This window comes from Streptomyces sp. NPDC020362 (genome assembly GCF_040642095.1).
In the GTDB taxonomy this organism is placed as follows: Bacteria; Actinomycetota; Actinomycetes; order Streptomycetales; family Streptomycetaceae; genus Streptomyces.
In genome coordinates this window covers 1-17,502 of sequence record NZ_JBFAET010000026.1, presented here as the reverse complement: position 1 = coordinate 17,502, position 17,502 = coordinate 1, and the positions used below count along the sequence as shown (strand labels likewise).

Sequence of the window (17,502 nt, the reverse complement as noted above, 5' to 3'; positions counted from 1 at the left end):
CCCCATAAGGCCAAAGGCAGTCGGCTGTCCGGCCGTCCGCCGCAAGGACGCCCCCGTCCGCTGCTGGACCTGGCCGAATCGGCGTCGGCCTTTTCGCCATCGCGCTCTGAACTCAGGCACAGACCTTCACCATCCGGCGGATCGAGTCGGTGACCCGGTCTGCGCACGAGGACAGATAGAAATGGCCGCCCGGGAACAGTTCCGATCCAAAGCCGCCGGCGGTGAACTGCGCCCAGGCCAAGGCGTCGTCGACCGGCACGAGGGGATCGTTGTCGCCGACCATCGCCATGACCGGGCAGGCAAGGGGCCGCGTCGCCGGTGCCGACTCTGCGTACGCGGTCAAGGCCGCGTAATCCGCGCGCACGGCGGGCAGGATCATCCGCACCAGCTCCGCGTTGCCGAGCAGGCCGCCTTCGGTGCCGTCCAGCCGGTGCAGCTCCGCCAGAACAGCGGCGTCGTCCCACAGGTGGACCGGATCGGGACGCAGTCGGGATGGCGCCCGGCACCCGGAGACGATCAGGGCGGCAGGACCGGCAAGCGGCCCTGGCTCCAGGCGCCGGGCGACCTCGTAGGCGACTACGGCGCCCAGGCTGTGTCCGAACAGCACCAGTGGGCCGAGCCCGTCCTCCTCCCGGTCGGCGAGTGCCGCAGCCACCCCGTCGGCCAAATCGGCGATCGACCGGGCCGACGGTTCGGCCAGCCTGTCCTGACGGCCGGGGTACTGGACGGCGAGCGTCTCGACTGCGGGCGAGAGCCGCTGGGAGAGCGGGAGGTAGAAGCTCGCCGCGCCGCCCGCGTGTGGAAAGCACAGCAGCCTGGCTGCTCCAGCCCGGGCATCTCGGTAGCGGCGGAGCCACACGTCGGTCCGCACGGCGCTCGCGCTCATCGCCGCCTGTCTTCGTGTCGGCGGTGATTCCGGCGGCGCGCAGCCGTCGCATTCTGCGTTCGAGTGCTTGCGGCTCGTTCGCCGGAGGAACGGCGTTCACCGTCCGGCTGGAGAACCTGGGCGAGTGAGGAGATCGTCGGGTGGGCGAAGAAGGCGGTCAGCGGGATGTCGATGCCGTGCCGGTCGCGCAGTTCCTGGCGTACCCGTACGACCAGCAGTGATGTGGTGCCGACGTCGAAGATGTTCTCCGTGACGCTGACCCGGGAGACGCCCAGCACCTCGCACCACAGCTCGTGCAGCAGATCCTGAACAGGTCCCTTCGGGGGGACGTGGTCCGTACTCGATGTCTGTTGCCGGGCGATGCTCTTCAGGGCGTTCCGATCGGTCTTCCCGTTCGGGGTCAGGGGGAACGCCGGCAAGGTCAGGACGCGGCTCGGCACCATGTGGTCGGGCAGGCTCTGCCGCAGCGCTGCCCGCGTTCTGTGCTTCAGAACGCGCAGCAGAGCACCCTGCCTCGGGTCGTTGCTGAGCGGCCCGTCGATCGCCGGCCGATGGTGCAGGAACCGCGCCTGCGGCCCGTCCGCGTGGCTGTGGCGGACGAACGTCGTCCGAACGCGCCCGTGCTCCGGGAACCGCGAGGACCAGGCGTGGTGCGACTGCCGGCCGTAGCGGGCAGCCAGCTCATCGAGTTCCTCCGGCGAGCACGAGGGGAGGAGTACGTCGTCGTCCGCCACGAGCTCGACGAAGCGGGCTACGCGGGCGTTCGGGATGCCATCGACGACGACGGCATCCGCGTGCGACGCGCTGAGCATCCTTTCCAGACCGGCGAGACCGCCGATCTCCTCCCAGGCGTAGCACTCGCGGGGCTCCGTTCGATCCGGTGTCCCGCCGCCCATCTCGAGCAGGACGTCGTAACGGAAGCGCGTCATCTCGTTGTCGTACCCGGACGTCTTGAGCGACACCTGGATGCCGGTCACCGCCGGCAGCGCGTCCTGCAGTGCCGCGAAGTACCCGGGGTCGATGAGCAGTTCGTCCTCTTCCAGCGCGTGTCGGGCGGCGAGGGTGCGCAGTTCCGCGGGCCGGATCCGCTCGTCCGCCCGCAGAACGCTGGCGTGGAAGGCTTCCGTCAAGCGCAGGCTTCGCAGGTCACCGACGAAGATGTGGCCGCCCGGAACAACGATCTTGCTTGCCTCGGTCAGCACCTCCGTGAGGTAGTCCCGGCCGGGAAAATACTGGGCGACGGAGTTGAGCACCACGCAGTCGAAGAGCTCCCCGGCCGTCACCTTGCTGATCTCCGTGGCAGTCGCCGTGGCCAGCCGCACCCGATCGGCGATCCCCCGCCGAACCACCGCGTCCCGCACCTCCCCGATGGCCTTCGCGGAGAAGTCGACACCCAGGTAGCCGTCGGTCGCGGGGGCGAGCCGTAGCAGCAGCGAGCCGGTGCCGCAGCCGATCTCCGCGATGGTGCGGGCACCCGTGCCCGAGATCCGCGCGGCGGTCTGCGCCACCCCGTCCTGTCTGTCCGCCGCGGGCAACAACTGCGTGGTGCAGCTGCTCTGCCGGCCCTTCAGATCGAAGTCGTCCTCCGCGGCGGGCCCGTCCTCGGCGTGGGTGTTCTCCCAGATGGTGGGCCGGACGTCCGTGGTGTCACCGGCCTGCTCCGGCACGCTCCGAGGCGTCACGAAGGTGACCAACTGGTCCTCTCCTGCGGCGGTCGGCACGGCCAGCGTGCAGGCGTCGCGGACCCCGGGGCAGGCCCGGGCCGCAGCATCGACGTCCCCGCACTCCACGCGGTGCCCACGGATCTTCACCTGGTCGTCGAGACGCCCCAGGTACTCGAGGCTTCCGTCGGACCGCCACCTGACGAGGTCCCCGGTGCGGTATACCGGCACCCCTTGGAGCTCGGTGAACCGCTGCGCGGTCAGTTCGGGTCGACCGAGGTAGCCGAGTGCGAGACCCGCACCACTGATGCACAGCTCGCCCGGCACCCCCATGGGGGCCTGCCGACCGGCGGCGTCGGTGACGAACAGGCCGGTGTTCGCAATCGGCCGCCCGAGTCCGGTGACGGTGTCCAGCCGCCGCAGCACGGCACGCGTCGACCAGATGGTGGTCTCCGTCGGTCCGTAGAGGTTGTGGACCTCGGGTCCCAACGCGGTCAGCGCCTGGGCGAGCGAGTGCGGAAGGTGCTCTCCGCCGCTCCATATCTGCCTCAGCGCAGGCGGCGCGACGGCTTGGGAGGCGGTGTAGAGCTTCCAGGTCGCCGGGGTGGCCTGCACCACGGTGATCTCCTCGTCGGAGAGCAGCCGATGCAGCCGTTCCGGGTCGCCCCCGACCCCCGGCGGTCCCATGACCAGCGTTCCTCCGGTCAGCAGCGGGAGCCAGAGCTCCAGTCCCGCGATGTCGAAGGAGAGCGATGTCAGCGCGAGCATCCGGTCACCCGCGTCGAAACCTGTCTCGCGCGCGAAGTCGTCCAGCAGGTTCCCGAGGCTCGTGTGCCTGACCAACACCCCCTTGGGGTTGCCGGTCGAACCGGAGGTGTAGATCACGTAAGCCACGCTGTCGCCGTCCGGCGCAGGAACCGGCTGATCGGCCGGGGCGGCGGACATCGGCTCGTCCAGCAGGAGCAGCTCGGCACCCGCGGGCACCGGGATGCGGTCCGCGAGGTCATGCGTGCTCATGAGGACCTTGATGCCCGCGTCACACGTCATGTGCTCCAGCCGGGCGCGGGGGTACGCCGGATCAAGAGGGACGTAGGCGCCTCCTGCAATCCAGACGCCGAGCAGGCCTGCGGGCAGGTCGCGGCCGCGGGGAAGCGCGACGCCGACCAGATCGCCCGGCCGCAGCCCGCGTGCCGCCAGCTCCGCACCGATCGCCGCTGCTCGCTCGACGAACTGGGCATAGGTGTAGGCACCGTCCGCCGCTCTCACCGCCACGGCGTCCGGTCGTCGATGCGCCGTCCTTGCAAGTCTGGCTGGCAGCGCACGGGAGTCGACCGGATGCGTGGGGCCGGTGCCGAGCCCGGCCAGCTCGGCCAGCTCCTCCGCATCGGACAGTTCGATGCTCTCGACGCGGACATCCGGGTCGGCGGCGACGACGTCCCACACCTGCCGCAGGTGCCGGCCGAATCGCTCCGCCGTGACCCGGTCGAAGAGATCGGTCGCATACTGCAGGCGGCAGTCGAGACCCTCGTCGCGGGGAGCCACCTCGAGCACCAGGTCGAACAGTGAGTTCTCGGTCCGGGCTCCGATCGTCTCGAGGCCGGCGTCCGGCAGGTCCATCGAGGGTTCGGGGCCGTTCTGGAACGCCAGCATCACCTGGACCAGCAGGTTGTGGGACAGGCTCCGCTCCGGCGCCATACCGTCGACGAGTTCCTCGAAGGGGACGTCCTGGCGTGCGGCAGCCGTGAGGGACGCTTCCCGGGTGCGCTCGAGGTATGCGGCGAACGACGGGTCGCCACTCATGTCCGCCGGGATGACGAGGGTGTTCTCGAACGCGCCGATGAGCCGCTCGGTTTCGGCCGACGCGCGGCGGGCCGCCGGGGTGGCCACCAGCAGTCGCGCCTGCCCCGACCAGATACGCAGGACCACCGAGAACGAAGCCAGCACCATCATCTCGAGGGTTGCGCCATGCTGCTGTGCCACGCTCTCCAGGTTGCGGACCAGCGAGGGCGGAACGCGCCAGGACGAGGACGCCCCGGCGAACGTCTGCACGGCCGGCCGAGGGCGATCGGCCGGCAGGTCGAGCACCGTGGGAAAGCCGGACAGATCGCTCAGGTGTGCCGTCCGCTGTTCGATGGCGTGCGGCGTCTTCGCCGCCTCGCGCTGCCCGACCACGTGGTCGACGTAGCTCATCGGCACCGCGGGGAGGGCCGGCACCGTGCCCAGCCTGTCCTGCCGGTACAGTTCCGCGACCTCGCGCAGGAAGATCCCCATGGACCGGGTGTCCGACACGATGTGGTGCAGCACGAACACCAGCACTGCGGTGTCACCGCTTCCTCGCACCAGGCCCACGCGCACCAGGGGAGCATCGGAGAGGCTGAAGGGCTCGCGGGCGAACCTCTCCACCTCGGCGAAGACCGAGGCGTCGTCGGACGCGTCGAGCGTCTGCACCGTGACTCGCGCCTCGTCCAGCACATGCTGGACGGGAACGCCGTCCTGGACGTCGAAGCGGGTCCGCAGCACCTCGTGCCGGCCGATCACGCCGTTGACGGCCCTTTCCAGTGCCCGCACGTCCAGCTCGCCGCGCACCGCGAACTGTGCGCGCAGGTTGTGCAGGGCGGTCCCCGGCACCAGCTGCTCGATGAACCAGAGCCGCTGCTGCGAGAAGGAGGTCGGGTTCGTGCGTGCGTCAGAAGTCATCGGTCGGCCTGCTTCCGGTTGAGTTCCGCCGGGTCGATCGCAGCGCAGTGATCCAGCAACGCCGGATGCAGGTAGGGAGTCCGCCCGAAGCTCCGCGGGGCCGTGTCGACCCGCAGCGCGAGGTCGTGCTCGGCGTAGGCGTCCCAGTCGATCTGCACGCCTCGTTGCCAGAGGTCTCCGACGGCCTGCAGGAACGACCAGCCCTCTGCGGCATCTTGATGGGTCGTCATGGCCAGGGTGGCGTCCACGGCAACGCCGCCACGCCGGGCCGCGTCGAGCAGCCTCGTCCCGCTGGTCAACTGGAGGTACACGGCCTCCGGGTACTCGGACACCACGGTGCGCACGGCCTCGTCGACGAGGCCGTGATCCTGGAGTTGCGCGCCCCAGTATCCGGGATCGGATGCCTCCTCGCCGGTCAGCCACGTTCCGGTGGCACAGGAGATCGTCGGCGTCGCGGGAGCCTGCAGCCTCACATCGCGCATCTGCCGGGTGAAGCGGACCGCAGCCTCCGCCTCGCCCGATGTGTCGGCCATGGCCCGGGCGCGCCAGCACACCGCTCGGGCCGAGTCCTCGAACGAGAGGACACCGCTCAGCTGAGCTGCGGTCAGCTCACCGACCCCCTCTCCCACGAGCAGGTCGGGGCTGATTCCCAGATCGGCGAGCAGCGCGTGCTGCCCGACGCCCAGCAGGTGCAGCACCGGCTGCAAAGCCTCTGTGGCGCTCGGCAGCTCACCGTGGAGGAACGCGGCGCGTACCGCCGCGAACATCTCGGGAGCCAGGGTGTGTTCCATGGCGGCGAGACCGTCGTCGACGGTCGATCGGAAGACCGGTTCCGCCTCGTAGAGCGCGAGCGCCGCCTTCGACGGCCTGACGTCCTCCCCCGGAAGCATGAAGACCAGTGCCGGCGGCGCTTCGGGAGCCATGCGGAACCGCTCCGGATCCGGCCAGCTCACGCCGGTCGTGCTGCCGTCCACAGGTATCAGCGCGGTTGCGCGGGCCTTCAGTTCGGGGCGGCCGGTGCGCAGTGTGTGGCCGATGTCCCGTCGGACACCGGCTGCGGCGTCGTCCACGGCTTCGCGCACGGCTCCGACGGTTGCCGTCAGGCGCTCCGGATCGTCTGCGGACAGCGGCAGCAGTTGCCAGGACCGCCCCTTGCGCGAGGCGATCCGCACCTCCGGCACGGCGTCGCCGATGATGATGTGCGCATTCGTCCCACCCAGCCCGAAGGAGCTGACGGCCGCGTAGCGGCCACCGTCCGAACGCTGCCAGGCGACCGGCTTGTCCGCCAGCACAAAGGGCGTCCGTTGCAGGTCCGCCGGTCGTGCTCCCCCCACCAGGGGGGCGTTGGGTGGGATCTCGTTGTGGCGCAAGGCCAGGAGGCAGCCGATGATGCCCGCTGCGCCTGCTGCCGCAGTGAGGTTTCCGATGTTCGCCTTGACGGAGTGGAGCCGACACGCGCCCTCGCTCGCCCCGGTGGACCGGAAAGCCTGGGTCGCAGCGTCGATCTCCAGGGCGTCTCCGATACGTGTGCCCGAGCCGTGGCCCTCGAGCAGGCCGATGCTGGAGGCCTTCAGCTCGGCGACGTCGAGGGCCTCTTCGATCAACGCGACCTGACCGTCGAACCCGGGCGCGGTGAAGCCGGCGCGCTCCCGGCCGTCGTTGTTCACGGCGGTGGCGGCGACCACGCCGAGAATCGGGTTGCCCTCGGCCAACGCCACGTCCAGCCGACGCAGGAACAGCACAGCGACGCCGTTGCCGTCGACCGTGCCGTCGGCCGAGGCCATGTACGGCTCGCAGCGCCCTCGCGGTGAGTGGATGCCGTCCTCGGCGAACCTGTAGCCCGCGTCGCGCACGTTGACCGCGACGCCCCCTGCCAGTGCCGAATCGCACTCGCCGGCAAGGATTGCCTGGGATGCGAGATGCACGGCAACGCTCGAGGACGAGCAGGCGGTCAGCACGGTCATCGACGGACCGGTGAGGCCGTAGGCGTAGGAGATCCGGCTGGACAGGTAGTCGGGATCGGTTCCGATCGCGAGCCTGGCGAGGTCGAGGTCACCACCGGACGAGGCCTGGTGGACTTCGATCCGGGCACCGTAGTCGCTCGTGCGCGCCCCGAGGAACACTCCGACGCGACCCGGCAGCGAACCGATGAAGCACCCTGCACTCTCCACCGCGCGATAGCTCGCCTCCATGATCACGCGATGCTGCGGGTCGGTCAGCTCCGCCTCGGACCGACTGAGGCCGAACGCCTTCGGATCGAACCCGAGGCTGTCGTGCATGGGATACACGACGGGCACGTATGCAGGGTCCTTGTAGATGCGATCCGGTACTCCGCGCCGCGCCAATTCCGCACGGTCGATTTCGCGCCGACCGGAGCGGCCGGTGCTGATGATTCGCCAGAATTCCGCTGTGTCCCGGACACTGGCGGCACGAATCGACATCCCTACCACGGCAACACGATCAGGCATCACATTACCCACTTCATGAACAAGCTCGACCTATGTGGGAGTTGCTCTCGACAGCAACCCATGAATGGAGACGCGGACCGTCCCTGGTCAATGGTGCGGCCCATGACACGAGGCCCGCGGCCCTTCACCTGGTTCAAGGCCGCCGAAGAGGACCTCCAGTGCCTCGCCGGCTCAGCTTGAACGCCTCCCGGTGAACGACGAGTAATTGCACAGTGGATTAGAGACTCAGGACACTGGCTGCAGCCAAGTTTGTCTCGCCAGCGAGACGGACGCAATGTGAGCTCAAATGCTCTGATGCTGCGCCGGCGGCGGCCGGTTACAGTCACGTGGCCGTGACGCTGACCTATGATCAGTGCACGGGATCACTACCGCTCATGACCGGTCGGCCGTCTCCTGTTGCGATATGCAGGCCGTTTGATTGATTCCTGAGGAGAGTCCGTGGCGAATCCGTTCGACGATGAAGAAGGCGCATGCCTGGTCCTGGTCAACGACGAGAATCAGCATTCGCTGTGGCCTGCGTTCAGCAGCGTACCGGCCGGCTGGACCGTGGTTCATGGCGAGGACACTCGCCAGAACTGTCTTGATTATGTTTCCGGGCACTGGACGGACATGAGGCCGGCCAGCCTGATCAGGGAGATGGGCGATGAACCTCGTTAGAAAGGTGTCGGATACATGGTGAGCGACAGCGAGTTCCGCAACCCCATGGACGCGCTGGTGGTCGGCAGCGTGCAGAGCCTCATGGGCGACACGAACATCGGCATCGATGACAATTTCTTGGACATCGGCGGCAACTCCATCGTCGCAGTGCGCCTCGGGCAGCTCCTGAGCAAAGAACTTGGGATACCCCGCATCACCCGCATCATCTTCAAGAATCCAGTGCTCAGGGACCTCAGCAATGCGCTCAGCGACCTGGTTGACGATGCGGTCTGACTGCACCGCAGTCGCCGCGCTCCAAACTGCTTGCCGGAGCGCGGCTACACCGCTGGTGTCCGGCAGCGGCGCACCACAGGATTTCCGCCGTCCCGGTCTCGACCGGCTCACGTTCTTTCTTGACGGCTCTCTCGGCCTTTGCCGGACATTCGACCGAAAGCCGAAGCCGTAGCAGGCACGCCTTGGTCGGCGGGCCGGCGGCGTTGGACGTGCCATTTTCACGATGCGCCCCACATGCTGAGCGCAGGTGGTGAGGACTCCACCTGCGTCAGCCGCGCGCGTCGAAGTCATCTGCACCCCTGCCACCACCGTCCAGGACGGGTGACGGAAGACAGCCATTAGTTTGTATGCAATCAGATCGGCAGCAGATCAGGATACTGCAGCGCGAGAGCCCATCTAAAGCCCTCTGAATTCGCTGACTCGCGCCCGGCTGCCGCAGCGATCTCGCAGAAGGCTGCCACAGGGGAAGGTGTCAAATGACTTCCGACGTAAGCGCAGCGTCGCCGCAGGACCTGTTCCGACGGACCAAAGTCAGCGCTGTCGACGAGCGGACGTTTATCTTCAAACTCTTCATCGCATACGCCATTTGGGCGCTCGGTGCGGCGCTCGCCCTGTCGAGCGGGCCGTGGCCGCTGCGGGCGCTGGGCGTCTTCTTGATCGGCGCGATGTATTCACACTGGCTCGAACTGCAACACCAGTGTCTGCACCACTCGGCATTTCGACGTGCCCGCTGGCACCGGATCGTCGGCGTCCCGCTGGGCGTGCCCATGCTGGTCTCGTACAGCCATTACCGCGTCCGGCATCTGCAGCACCACCGCTATCTGGGCACCGACCAGGATTCGGAGTTCTTCGGCTTCGACTCGCGCCAGCCCGTCACCTGGGGGGTCCTGGTCCGTGAGGCCCTGGCCTTCGGCCGGCTGGGCGGTGCGGTCGCGGACGTCGCGCGCGCCTGGACCGGCTCCTGGACGTACGACACCGGACAGATCGCACCGGCCCGCAGGCGTGAAGTGGTCGCCGAATACCGGCTGTTCGTGCTGCCGATCCTCGCGGCTGTCGCGCTCGTCGCACTCGGCCAGGGCAGACTGGTGCTGTCGGTGTGGCTGCTTCCCCTGCTGGTCGCGGTGCCTCTGCACTTCCTCGTCGAACTGCCCGAGCACATCATGTGTGACAACACGAGCACAGACGTGCTGCGGAACACCCGCTCCATAACCGGGAGTTGGTTCAGCACCTGGTACACCAACGGCAACAACCTGCACATCGAGCACCACGCGGCCATGGTCGTCCCGATCAACCAGCTCCGTCAGCGGCACGATCTGACGCTGTCGTACGCGAAGCACACCTCCTCCAGCTACCCGCAGTTCTTCCGTGCCATCGCCCGGGAGGCCACCGCCAACGGCCCAAGGGCCCGTGCGGCGGACGGCACCCGTGCCGAATAGCACCACCCTTGCCGAAGGGCGGAGCTGGTGATGCCGCCGGCCCACCGCCCACTTCGTCACGGACCGCGAGCCGGTGGAAGCCTCATGACGTCGAACCTGTCGGCGGCACTCACGATGGCCCTCCCCCGGCTCGTGGGCACGGGCGCGGCTCCTTCCGCCTGTCCTCGCCCTACCGGGTGATGGTTCGCAGGGCCTCATCGGCAGCACGGAAGAAGCGGCGGGGCAGGGAGAGCAGCGCCCTGAGCCATGTCGCGCAGTCGGCATGAACACCATCCCTGTCCCACCCGCGCAGTACCGGAGTCGCGAACGCATGGGACGCACTCAAGAAAGTAGGACGGCATGAGCGACACCTCGGAGCGGCCGCGCGAGCAGTCCCCCGTCAAGCACGCCCTGCTCGTGCGGCAGCTCGAGGAGCACGCCGCGGCGACGCCGACCGGGATCACCAGGCGGCCTGCGGGCGCGGGCGCTCCCTTGTCCTTCGCACAGCAGCGCCTGTGGCTCCTGGACCAGCTCGGCCCCGGGGACCCGGCGTACAACATGCCGTGCGCCCTGCGTCTGTCGGGTCCGGTGGACCTCGGCGTGGCGACCCGTGCCCTCCAGGCCCTGGTGCGGCGGCACGAGACCCTGCGGACCACCTTCACGTCGGTCGACGGCGAGCCGGTACAGACGATCGCCCCGGCAGACACCTACGCCTGGGAGCCCCGGATCGTCGACCTGCGCCGCGCGGACGACGCCGAGGAGCGGGTACGGGGGCTCGTGGCGGAGCACGCGCGGGCGCCGTTCGACCTCAGCCGGGGTCCCCTGCTACGGGTGACGCTGTTGACGGTCACCGAGCGGGAAACCGTCGCGTTGATCAACCTGCACCGCATCATCGCCGACGACTGGTCGATGGCGACGCTGACGACCGAGTTCGGCCGTCTCTACGACGCCTTCCTCGCGGGTGCCGCCGATCCGCTGCCACCGCTCGCCGTCCAGTACGCCGACTACGCCCACTGGCAGCACGAGCAGCTCGCGGGCGGCGCGGCCAACCCGATGGCGCGGGGGCTGGCGCACTGGCGCAAGCGGTTCAGCGGCGAGCTGCCCACCCTGCGGGTGCCGACCGACCGCTCGCGGCCGCCGGTGCAGACATACGCGGGCCGGACCCGGTCGTTCACCCTGTCCGCCGAGGTGACCGCCGGGCTGCGGGAACTGGGGGGCGCTTCGGACACCACCCTGTTCATGACGCTGCTCGCCGGATACTCGGCCCTGCTGCACCGCTACTCGGGCCAGGACGACATCGTCGTGGGCACGTCCGTGGCCGGCCGTCACCGGCCGGAGACCGAACCGCTCATCGGCCGCCTGGTCAACATCGTGGCCCTGCGCACGGAGCTGGCCGGCGACCCGACCTTCCGCGAGCTGCTCTCGCGTACCCGGCAGGCGTGCCTGGCGGACTTCGCCCATCAGGACGTTCCCTTCGAGCGCGTGCTCGAGGAAGTGCGGCCGGACCGCGATCCCAGTCGCGCCCCGCTGTTCCAGACGATGCTGTCGCTGCGCAACGTCCCCCGGGCCGCGCCGGACCTGACGGGACTGCGCATCAGCCCGTTCTGCGACGAGGACCGGGCCGAGGCGATGTACGACCTGAGCCTGGACGTGGTCGACGAGGGCGAGCGGCTGCGCTGCGACTGGGAGTTCAACGTCGACCTGTTCGTCGACGCCACCGTCGAGCGTATGGCCGCCCACTTCGAGCGGCTGCTGGCCGGTGCCGTGGCGAACCCCGATCTGCCGCTGTCCCTGCTGCCGCTGCTCTCGGAGCCGGAGCGGGCCGAGATGCTCACCCGGGACAACCGGATCTCCGTCGAGATCGCCCCCGACGCGTGTGTGCACCACCTCTTCGAGGAGCACGTCCGCGCCACACCCGACGCCGTGGCGGTGGTGGACGGGGAGGACCGGGTCAGCTACCGCGAGATCGACCGGCGGGCCGGGATCATCGCCGCCCGGCTGCGCGCGCTCGGCGTCGGCCCGGAGTCCCGGGTGGGGCTGTGCGCGCCGCGCTGCTCCGACTCGGTGGCGGCCTTGCTCGGCATCCTCAAGGCGGGTGGCGCGTACGTGCCACTCGACCCGGCCCACCCGGTGGACCGCCTGCGGTACGTGCTCTCGGACGCCTCCGTACGCCTGCTCCTGACCCGCCGCGACGTGGTGGACTCGATACCGGGACTCACCGACCGGGCGAGCGTCGGCTACTTCGACGACTGGCTCGCCGAGGGCGCCGGTGCGGCGGAGGGCGGGTCGGGCGCGGAGTCCGCCGTCACGCCGGTGCCGCACGCCGAACCGAACGCGGACAACCAGGCGTTCCTCGTGTACACCTCGGGCTCGACCGGCCGCGCCAAGGGTGTGATGCTCACCCACGGCGCCCTGATGAGCGCCTTCCGCTCCTGGGAGCGGGTCTACGGCCTGGGCACGGTGGTGCGCCGGCACCTCCAGGCTGCGAACATCGCCTTCGACGTGTTCACCGGCGACATGGTCCGCGCACTGTGCTCCGGCGGCACGCTGGTTCTGTGCCACCGTGAGACGCTGCTCGATCCGGCGCGGCTGTACGCGCTGCTCCAGCAGGAGCGGATCGACTTCGCCGACCTCGTCCCGGTCGTGATCCGCCGGCTCAGCGCCTATGTGGCCGAGCAGGGGCGGCTGCTGGACAACTTCAAGGTGCTGGCCGTCGGCGCGGACATCTGGTTCATGCAGGACTACTGGAACCTGGCGAAGCTGTGTCCTCCCGGCACCCGCCTGGTGAACTCGTACGGCATCACCGAATCGACCGTGGACAGCGGACTGTTCGAGACTCCGATGCCCGAGCGCGGCGACGAGGAGCCGGTCCCGATCGGACGCCCGCTGCCCAACACCGAGTTCTACGTGCTCGACAGCCGTCTCCAGCCGGTGCCCTTCGGAGTGAACGGCACCCTCTACATCGGCGGCCTTGCCCTGGCCCGGGGCTACGTGGGGCGTCCCGAGCTCACCGCCGAGCGATTCCTGGCCCACCCCTTCTCGGACCGGCCGGGCGCCCGCCTGTACAACACCGGCGACCTGGCGCGGGTGCTGCCCACGGGTGACGTGGAGGTGCTGGGCCGGGTGGACCGGCAGGTCAAGTTGCGTGGGTTCCGGATCGAGCTGGAGGAGGTCGAGTCGGTACTCGGCCAGCACCCGGACGTCCAGGCCGCCGCCGTGGTCGTCCACGATGACGCCCAGGGCGAGCGGCGCCTGGCCGGCTACGTCGAGCCGCGGGCGGGACGCAGCACCGACCCGGTCGCTCTCCTGCAGTACCTGCGCACCCAGCTTCCTTACTACATGGTGCCGTCCACCATCACACTGCTCGAGCGGATGCCGATGAACGCGAACGGCAAGCACGACCGCAGGGCGCTGCCCGCTCCGGCCCCCGTGGCGGACCCGGTCGAGCGGCCCGCCGCCGTGTTCGCCACCGCCACGCAGGAGCACGTCGCACGGATCTGGTCCGAGGTGCTGGGAGCCGACGAGGTCACCGCCGAGGACGACTTCTTCCAGCTCGGCGGACACAGCCTGCTGGTGCCACGGGTCTTGTGCGCACTGCGCCGAGCCTTCGGCGTGGACCTGCCGCTCATCACCCTGTTCGAGGCGACGACGGTGGAGGAGCAGGCCCGACGCGTCGACCTCGCCGCGTCGGCACCCGCTCCGTCCGGGGCCCCTGCAGGGGGCGCGCCCGAGCAGGGTCGGCTGGAGGCCCCCGCACTGTAGGCTCCCTCGCCGCAGCCGAGCGGCGGCGAGGCCAGATGTACATGATCTGGCGCCGGTGCCCGGACCGCACCGCCGACCGCGTCCGGCACCGGCCCGGGAGTGTTCCGGGAGTGCCCGGTTCGGTCCGGTGTTGGCCGGGACCACCCCGACCTGGGACGAGCACGGCCCCTGTGGCGATGATGAGCCAGGTCCACGGGTCGGCGGTGTCTCGGCCTTCAGCCGGATCAACGTGGTGCACAGAAGAGGCAGTTCCGCGTCCGCATGCTCCGGCCAGGGGCCGCGGCGGGTGGGCCCGGGGTCATCCTGGTCCCAGGCCGCCGCCTCGGCGGTCCCGTGGTGTGTGGCGGGTTTCTGGAGGTGGTGGCGTCGTCCGCCCGACCCGGGCGGACCGCGTCCAGGAGAGCGCCCCATGAGGTGCGGCCGGACTCCGGAGCGGCGACGGGGGAATACGGCCGGCCGGGCACGAACCGGTCCGAACTGCGGTCGCCACGTCCGTGGACGTGGCAGAACAACCGCTCATCACTGGTCGGCGCATCGGGCCGCGGCCAGTGTGAGCCAGAAGAGCGCATCCGCGCGGGCGTGGAGAGACTCGTAGAACTGGACCCGGAAGCGGGACAACAGGCCCGGCGCCCCACTTCCGGGCCCATCGACGCGCTGGCTCATGGGCAGCGGCCGTTCCTCACCTGCTTCGTCACGCGACGTCTCGAAGCGTCAAGAACGGCCGTCTCACAGGGCCCGGGATACGGCTCGGCGAGCACGGCCCGGGCGGGGACCTCGACCCGGAGCCGGGGTGCCGACAGCCTGCCCCGGAGCAGTGGGCAGGCCAGGCTCGAGGCATCCGGGGAACGTGCCGGGGACCGCGATCAGCGGACCCGGGCCACCACGCCGAGGCGGTAGCCGTTGGCCGGAGGCATGCCCCCGGGGCGGACGAGGTGGGGCACCGCCACGTCCTACTCCTCCGGATCCCAGCCGATGAGCAGGTCGAACAGACCCGCGTCCCCGTCGATCTGCAGGGACTCCAACGGGATCCGGTCGTGCACGAAGAGGCCCAGCTCACTGGCCGTGCCACGGACGGAGACGCCGGCCGCTTCCAGGCCCTGGGCGGCATCGGTGCCGGGCGCGGGGAGACGGGCGGAGCGTGCGCCGTCGCCGTCGACCGTGAGGCGCCAGGAGGGGCCCTCGGCGGCTTGGAAGTCGAAGGCAGTGGGCTTGTGCGGCCAAGGGCTCGTCGTTGCGCACGAGGTGGACAGAAACACCTCGACGGTGTCGAGTGCCACCTCGTCCGGCAGCGGCTGCGGGGCGCCCAGGGCGATCTGGGCGTCGTAGGTGCGCACCGCGATCTCCTGGAGCTGGTACCGGGCGACGGCACCGCAGGTGTGCGGCAGCTGCGAGGCGCCCCACCCGGTCCAGCAACCGCGATCCGGGCCGGCCTTTCGCAGTGCGTCCAGCAGTTCCTGCGTCGATGCGGCCAACCAGGCCGGCACAGCCTCACGCTCCCGGGGCGCGGCCGGGAAGCTCTCCGGCGCGGGCTTGGCCGTGGCGGCGGGCCCGGCGCTGATGGTGGCGGCCCAGCGGCGGCACCCCCGGCCCAGGTACTGCACCAGATCGAACAGCGTCCACTCGGGACAGGTCGGCACCTGCACGTCGAGGCTGGGCGCGGCGGCGACTGCGGCGCGGAAGGCGGTCGATCGATCGTCGATCAATTGCAGCAGATCGGAAAACTCCAGAGTCTTTTCCACTCCGGATGTCTATCACCGTGCTCCGGTAAACGGACAGCGTTCTTCATGGACGACGTAGCGCACGAAATGACCCGTCAGATACCGCCTGCCAAAAGGACTCCGCATGCCCGCATTTGCATCGGACAAATGCGTTCGGGCGATCGGCGGGACGAGGCGTGCCGCCCTTGTCTCGCCGGCAAGACAGGAAAAGAATCCGGCCTGCGAAGGCTTCGCGAAGTTCCCGGTTGTCTCAACAATGAGGGCGCGAACCCCGGTTCGCCATCGATCTTCGCCGAGAACTGACCCGGGCGTACTGGGATTCCCCCAGCACCGTCGGCAGTGATGCGGCGCCGGAAAGTTCGAAGGATTGGAGTTCCGTCATGGCGCCCCTTGAGGATGCCGCGTCCGAGCAGGTCGGCTCCGCTGAACCGATCAGGGCGCACCAGGTCGAGGTCATCAGGGCCTTGTTCGCGGACGTCCTCGGTGTTACCGACGTCGGCCCCGGGGACCACTTCCTCGGAATCGGCGGAGATCTCCCGACGGCGACCCGGCTCGTCCGCCGGATCCGCACCGAACTCGGTGTGGAACTCGCGCTGCGGGACTTCCTCAAAGACCCGACACCGGTGGGGCTGGCTGTCCGGTTCGGCGCCCCCGTCGCGAGCCTGGCCGAGCTCCTCGGTGCGGATGACGCCGGCCCCGGACCGCGGCTGCCGCACGTACCGGCTTTGCCGGACCCGGCAGGGGGCGACGCGGCGATCCACGCCGAGATCACCGAGCGACTGCGTCGGATCACGCCGGCTCTTTCCGCTGACTCGGCGGCTGCCACCGGCGGGACAGTGCTTCTCACCGGCGCGTCAGGCTTCGTCGGGGCCTTCATACTGGCCGACCTGCTCTCGCGCGGCCGGCAGGTCGCCGCTCTGGTGCGGGGCGGTGAAGCGCGGCGCGCCGAGCTCGTCCTGCATCTGGAGCGGCTCGGCCTCTGGCGGGACGACTACGCCGCCCGGCTCGACATCGTGGCCGGTGACATCGCCGAACCGTCGCTCGGCCTGGACCGTGCCACGTACGACGAGCTGGCGCAGAGCGTGGGCGGGATCGTGCACTGCGCAGCCTGGGTCAACCACGTCCTGCCCTACGCCATGCTCGCCGCGGCGAACGCGCACAGTGCTGCGGCGATTCTGGAACTCGCCGTGACCAGGCGCCGCAAGCCGGTGACCTTCGTCTCGACCAAGGGGGTGCTCTTCCCGGAGCACTACCCGCCGGAGACCGAGATCACCGCCGGGCCCGTGGTTGCGCTCCCCCCGGATCCCGACGGGTACGGCCGCTCGAAGGCGGTCGCCGAGGCCTACTTCGCGCGCGCCGCCGAACTCGGGGCCTGTGTGTCGGTCGTGCGGATTCCCGGCGTCTTCGGTGACGGCGGCGCGCGCCAGATCCAGCGCAACGACGCGGTGTGGAGCTGGACCAAAGCCATCCTGCTGACCGGGCGCTACCCGAGCAGCTACGACCTCCCCGGCAACGAGCTGTTCCAGGCGGTGCCCGCCGACGTGGTGGCGCACGTCGTCATCGACCTCGCCCGGCCGTCGGACGAACCGGGCTGCCGCTTCGTCAACGCCGTCCCGAACCGGGTGTGCAGCACGCGCGACTTCGTCGCCGGCCTGCGCGAGGCGGGGCACGCGCTCGAGCCCCTGGACGACCGCGAGTGGTACGCGGCGGTGGGCCGTCTGGATGTCGACGAGGTGTGGGTCGCCGCGGTGGCGGGCCAGCTCGCGACGCTGCCGGAGATCGAACTTCCGCAGCGGTTGCCCCGGTTCTGCGTCGATGACGAGCCGGCGGTGTCGGAGGCCGTCAACGCGGCGGCGATCTGGACGCCCCAGGACGTGGCCGGGTACATCCGGTCGCTGGAGAAGGCGACGGACGGTGACTGAGCCCGCCACCGCCCTGCAGGTGCCCGGCCGAGTCGGCGTCGGC

The 17,502-nt window shown here is 69.8% G+C and carries 10 protein-coding genes and 1 pseudogene; 5 read left to right on the top strand and 6 right to left on the bottom strand.

From position 1 onward, the window contains the following. Nucleotides 1-112: 112 nt before the first annotated feature. From AB0H32_RS13410 to AB0H32_RS13400, 3 genes are read right to left on the bottom strand one after another with little or no spacing between them, the layout of a single operon-like run. Nucleotides 113-886, bottom strand: a complete 774-nt coding sequence (locus AB0H32_RS13410; RefSeq protein WP_361118900.1) for an alpha/beta fold hydrolase — start codon at nucleotides 884-886, stop codon at nucleotides 113-115. Continuing rightward, a complete protein-coding gene (locus AB0H32_RS13405) occupies nucleotides 883-5,244 on the bottom strand; it encodes an amino acid adenylation domain-containing protein (protein WP_361118898.1) in 4,362 nt (1,453 codons plus the stop codon). The genes AB0H32_RS13410 and AB0H32_RS13405 overlap by 4 nt, the downstream gene beginning before the upstream one ends. Then, nucleotides 5,241-7,712 (bottom strand): type I polyketide synthase, encoded by a 2,472-nt coding sequence (locus AB0H32_RS13400; RefSeq protein ID WP_361118896.1) that lies wholly within the window; start codon nucleotides 7,710-7,712, stop codon nucleotides 5,241-5,243. Before AB0H32_RS13400 ends, AB0H32_RS13405 begins: the two co-directional genes overlap by 4 nt. A gap of 438 nt (nucleotides 7,713-8,150) precedes the next feature. Here AB0H32_RS13400 and AB0H32_RS13395 point away from each other — a divergent pair, with 438 nt between their 5' ends. The 4 genes from AB0H32_RS13395 to AB0H32_RS13380 all read left to right on the top strand — a co-directional run bounded on the left by AB0H32_RS13395 (nucleotide 8,151) and on the right by AB0H32_RS13380 (nucleotide 13,819). Then, a complete protein-coding gene (locus AB0H32_RS13395) occupies nucleotides 8,151-8,369 on the top strand; it encodes an MbtH family protein (RefSeq protein ID WP_361118894.1) in 219 nt (72 codons plus the stop codon). Nucleotides 8,370-8,384: 15 nt separating this feature from the next. Next, on the top strand, nucleotides 8,385-8,642 hold the full coding sequence (locus AB0H32_RS13390; RefSeq protein WP_361118892.1) for a phosphopantetheine-binding protein: 258 nt from the start codon (nucleotides 8,385-8,387) through the stop codon (nucleotides 8,640-8,642). Nucleotides 8,643-9,118: 476 nt separating this feature from the next. Continuing rightward, complete coding sequence (locus AB0H32_RS13385) at nucleotides 9,119-10,078, top strand: fatty acid desaturase (RefSeq protein ID WP_361118890.1); 960 nt, start codon at nucleotides 9,119-9,121, stop codon at nucleotides 10,076-10,078. Between the two features lie 339 nt (nucleotides 10,079-10,417). Continuing rightward, nucleotides 10,418-13,819, top strand: a complete 3,402-nt coding sequence (locus tag AB0H32_RS13380; RefSeq protein WP_361118888.1) for an amino acid adenylation domain-containing protein — start codon at nucleotides 10,418-10,420, stop codon at nucleotides 13,817-13,819. 365 nt (nucleotides 13,820-14,184) lie between these two features. Here AB0H32_RS13380 and AB0H32_RS13375 read toward each other — a convergent pair. The 3 genes and pseudogenes from AB0H32_RS13375 to AB0H32_RS13365 all read right to left on the bottom strand — a co-directional run. After that, nucleotides 14,185-14,373 (bottom strand): annotated as a pseudogene (locus tag AB0H32_RS13375) (transposase); the annotation flags it as partial. Next, nucleotides 14,339-14,482 carry a hypothetical protein gene (locus AB0H32_RS13370; protein WP_361118982.1) on the bottom strand — a complete coding sequence of 48 codons (144 nt, stop codon included), beginning with the start codon at nucleotides 14,480-14,482 and terminating at the stop codon, nucleotides 14,339-14,341. The pseudogene AB0H32_RS13375 and the gene AB0H32_RS13370, both read right to left, overlap by 35 nt. A 287-nt stretch (nucleotides 14,483-14,769) precedes the next feature. Then, nucleotides 14,770-15,558, bottom strand: a complete 789-nt coding sequence (locus AB0H32_RS13365; RefSeq protein ID WP_361118886.1) for a maleylpyruvate isomerase family mycothiol-dependent enzyme — start codon at nucleotides 15,556-15,558, stop codon at nucleotides 14,770-14,772. 359 nt (nucleotides 15,559-15,917) lie between these two features. Between AB0H32_RS13365 and AB0H32_RS13360 the strand changes: the two genes are divergently transcribed. Continuing rightward, nucleotides 15,918-17,459: an SDR family oxidoreductase gene (locus AB0H32_RS13360; protein WP_361118884.1), complete on the top strand. Its 1,542-nt coding sequence runs from the start codon at nucleotides 15,918-15,920 to the stop codon at nucleotides 17,457-17,459. Nucleotides 17,460-17,502 lie beyond the last annotated feature (43 nt).

Excerpts from the sequence above, each read along its gene's own strand:
- AB0H32_RS13410 (WP_361118900.1), bottom strand. The coding sequence starts at position 886 with ATGAGCGCGAGCGCCGTGCGGACCGACGTGTGGCTCCGCCGCTACCGA.
- AB0H32_RS13405 (WP_361118898.1), bottom strand. The coding sequence starts at position 5,244 with ATGACTTCTGACGCACGCACGAACCCGACCTCCTTCTCGCAGCAGCGG.
- AB0H32_RS13400 (WP_361118896.1), bottom strand. The coding sequence starts at position 7,712 with ATGCCTGATCGTGTTGCCGTGGTAGGGATGTCGATTCGTGCCGCCAGT.
- AB0H32_RS13390 (WP_361118892.1), top strand. The coding sequence starts at position 8,385 with ATGGTGAGCGACAGCGAGTTCCGCAACCCCATGGACGCGCTGGTGGTC.
- AB0H32_RS13385 (WP_361118890.1), top strand. The coding sequence starts at position 9,119 with ATGACTTCCGACGTAAGCGCAGCGTCGCCGCAGGACCTGTTCCGACGG.
- AB0H32_RS13380 (WP_361118888.1), top strand. The coding sequence starts at position 10,418 with ATGAGCGACACCTCGGAGCGGCCGCGCGAGCAGTCCCCCGTCAAGCAC.
- AB0H32_RS13370 (WP_361118982.1), bottom strand. The coding sequence starts at position 14,482 with ATGAGCCAGCGCGTCGATGGGCCCGGAAGTGGGGCGCCGGGCCTGTTG.
- AB0H32_RS13360 (WP_361118884.1), top strand. The coding sequence starts at position 15,918 with ATGGCGCCCCTTGAGGATGCCGCGTCCGAGCAGGTCGGCTCCGCTGAA.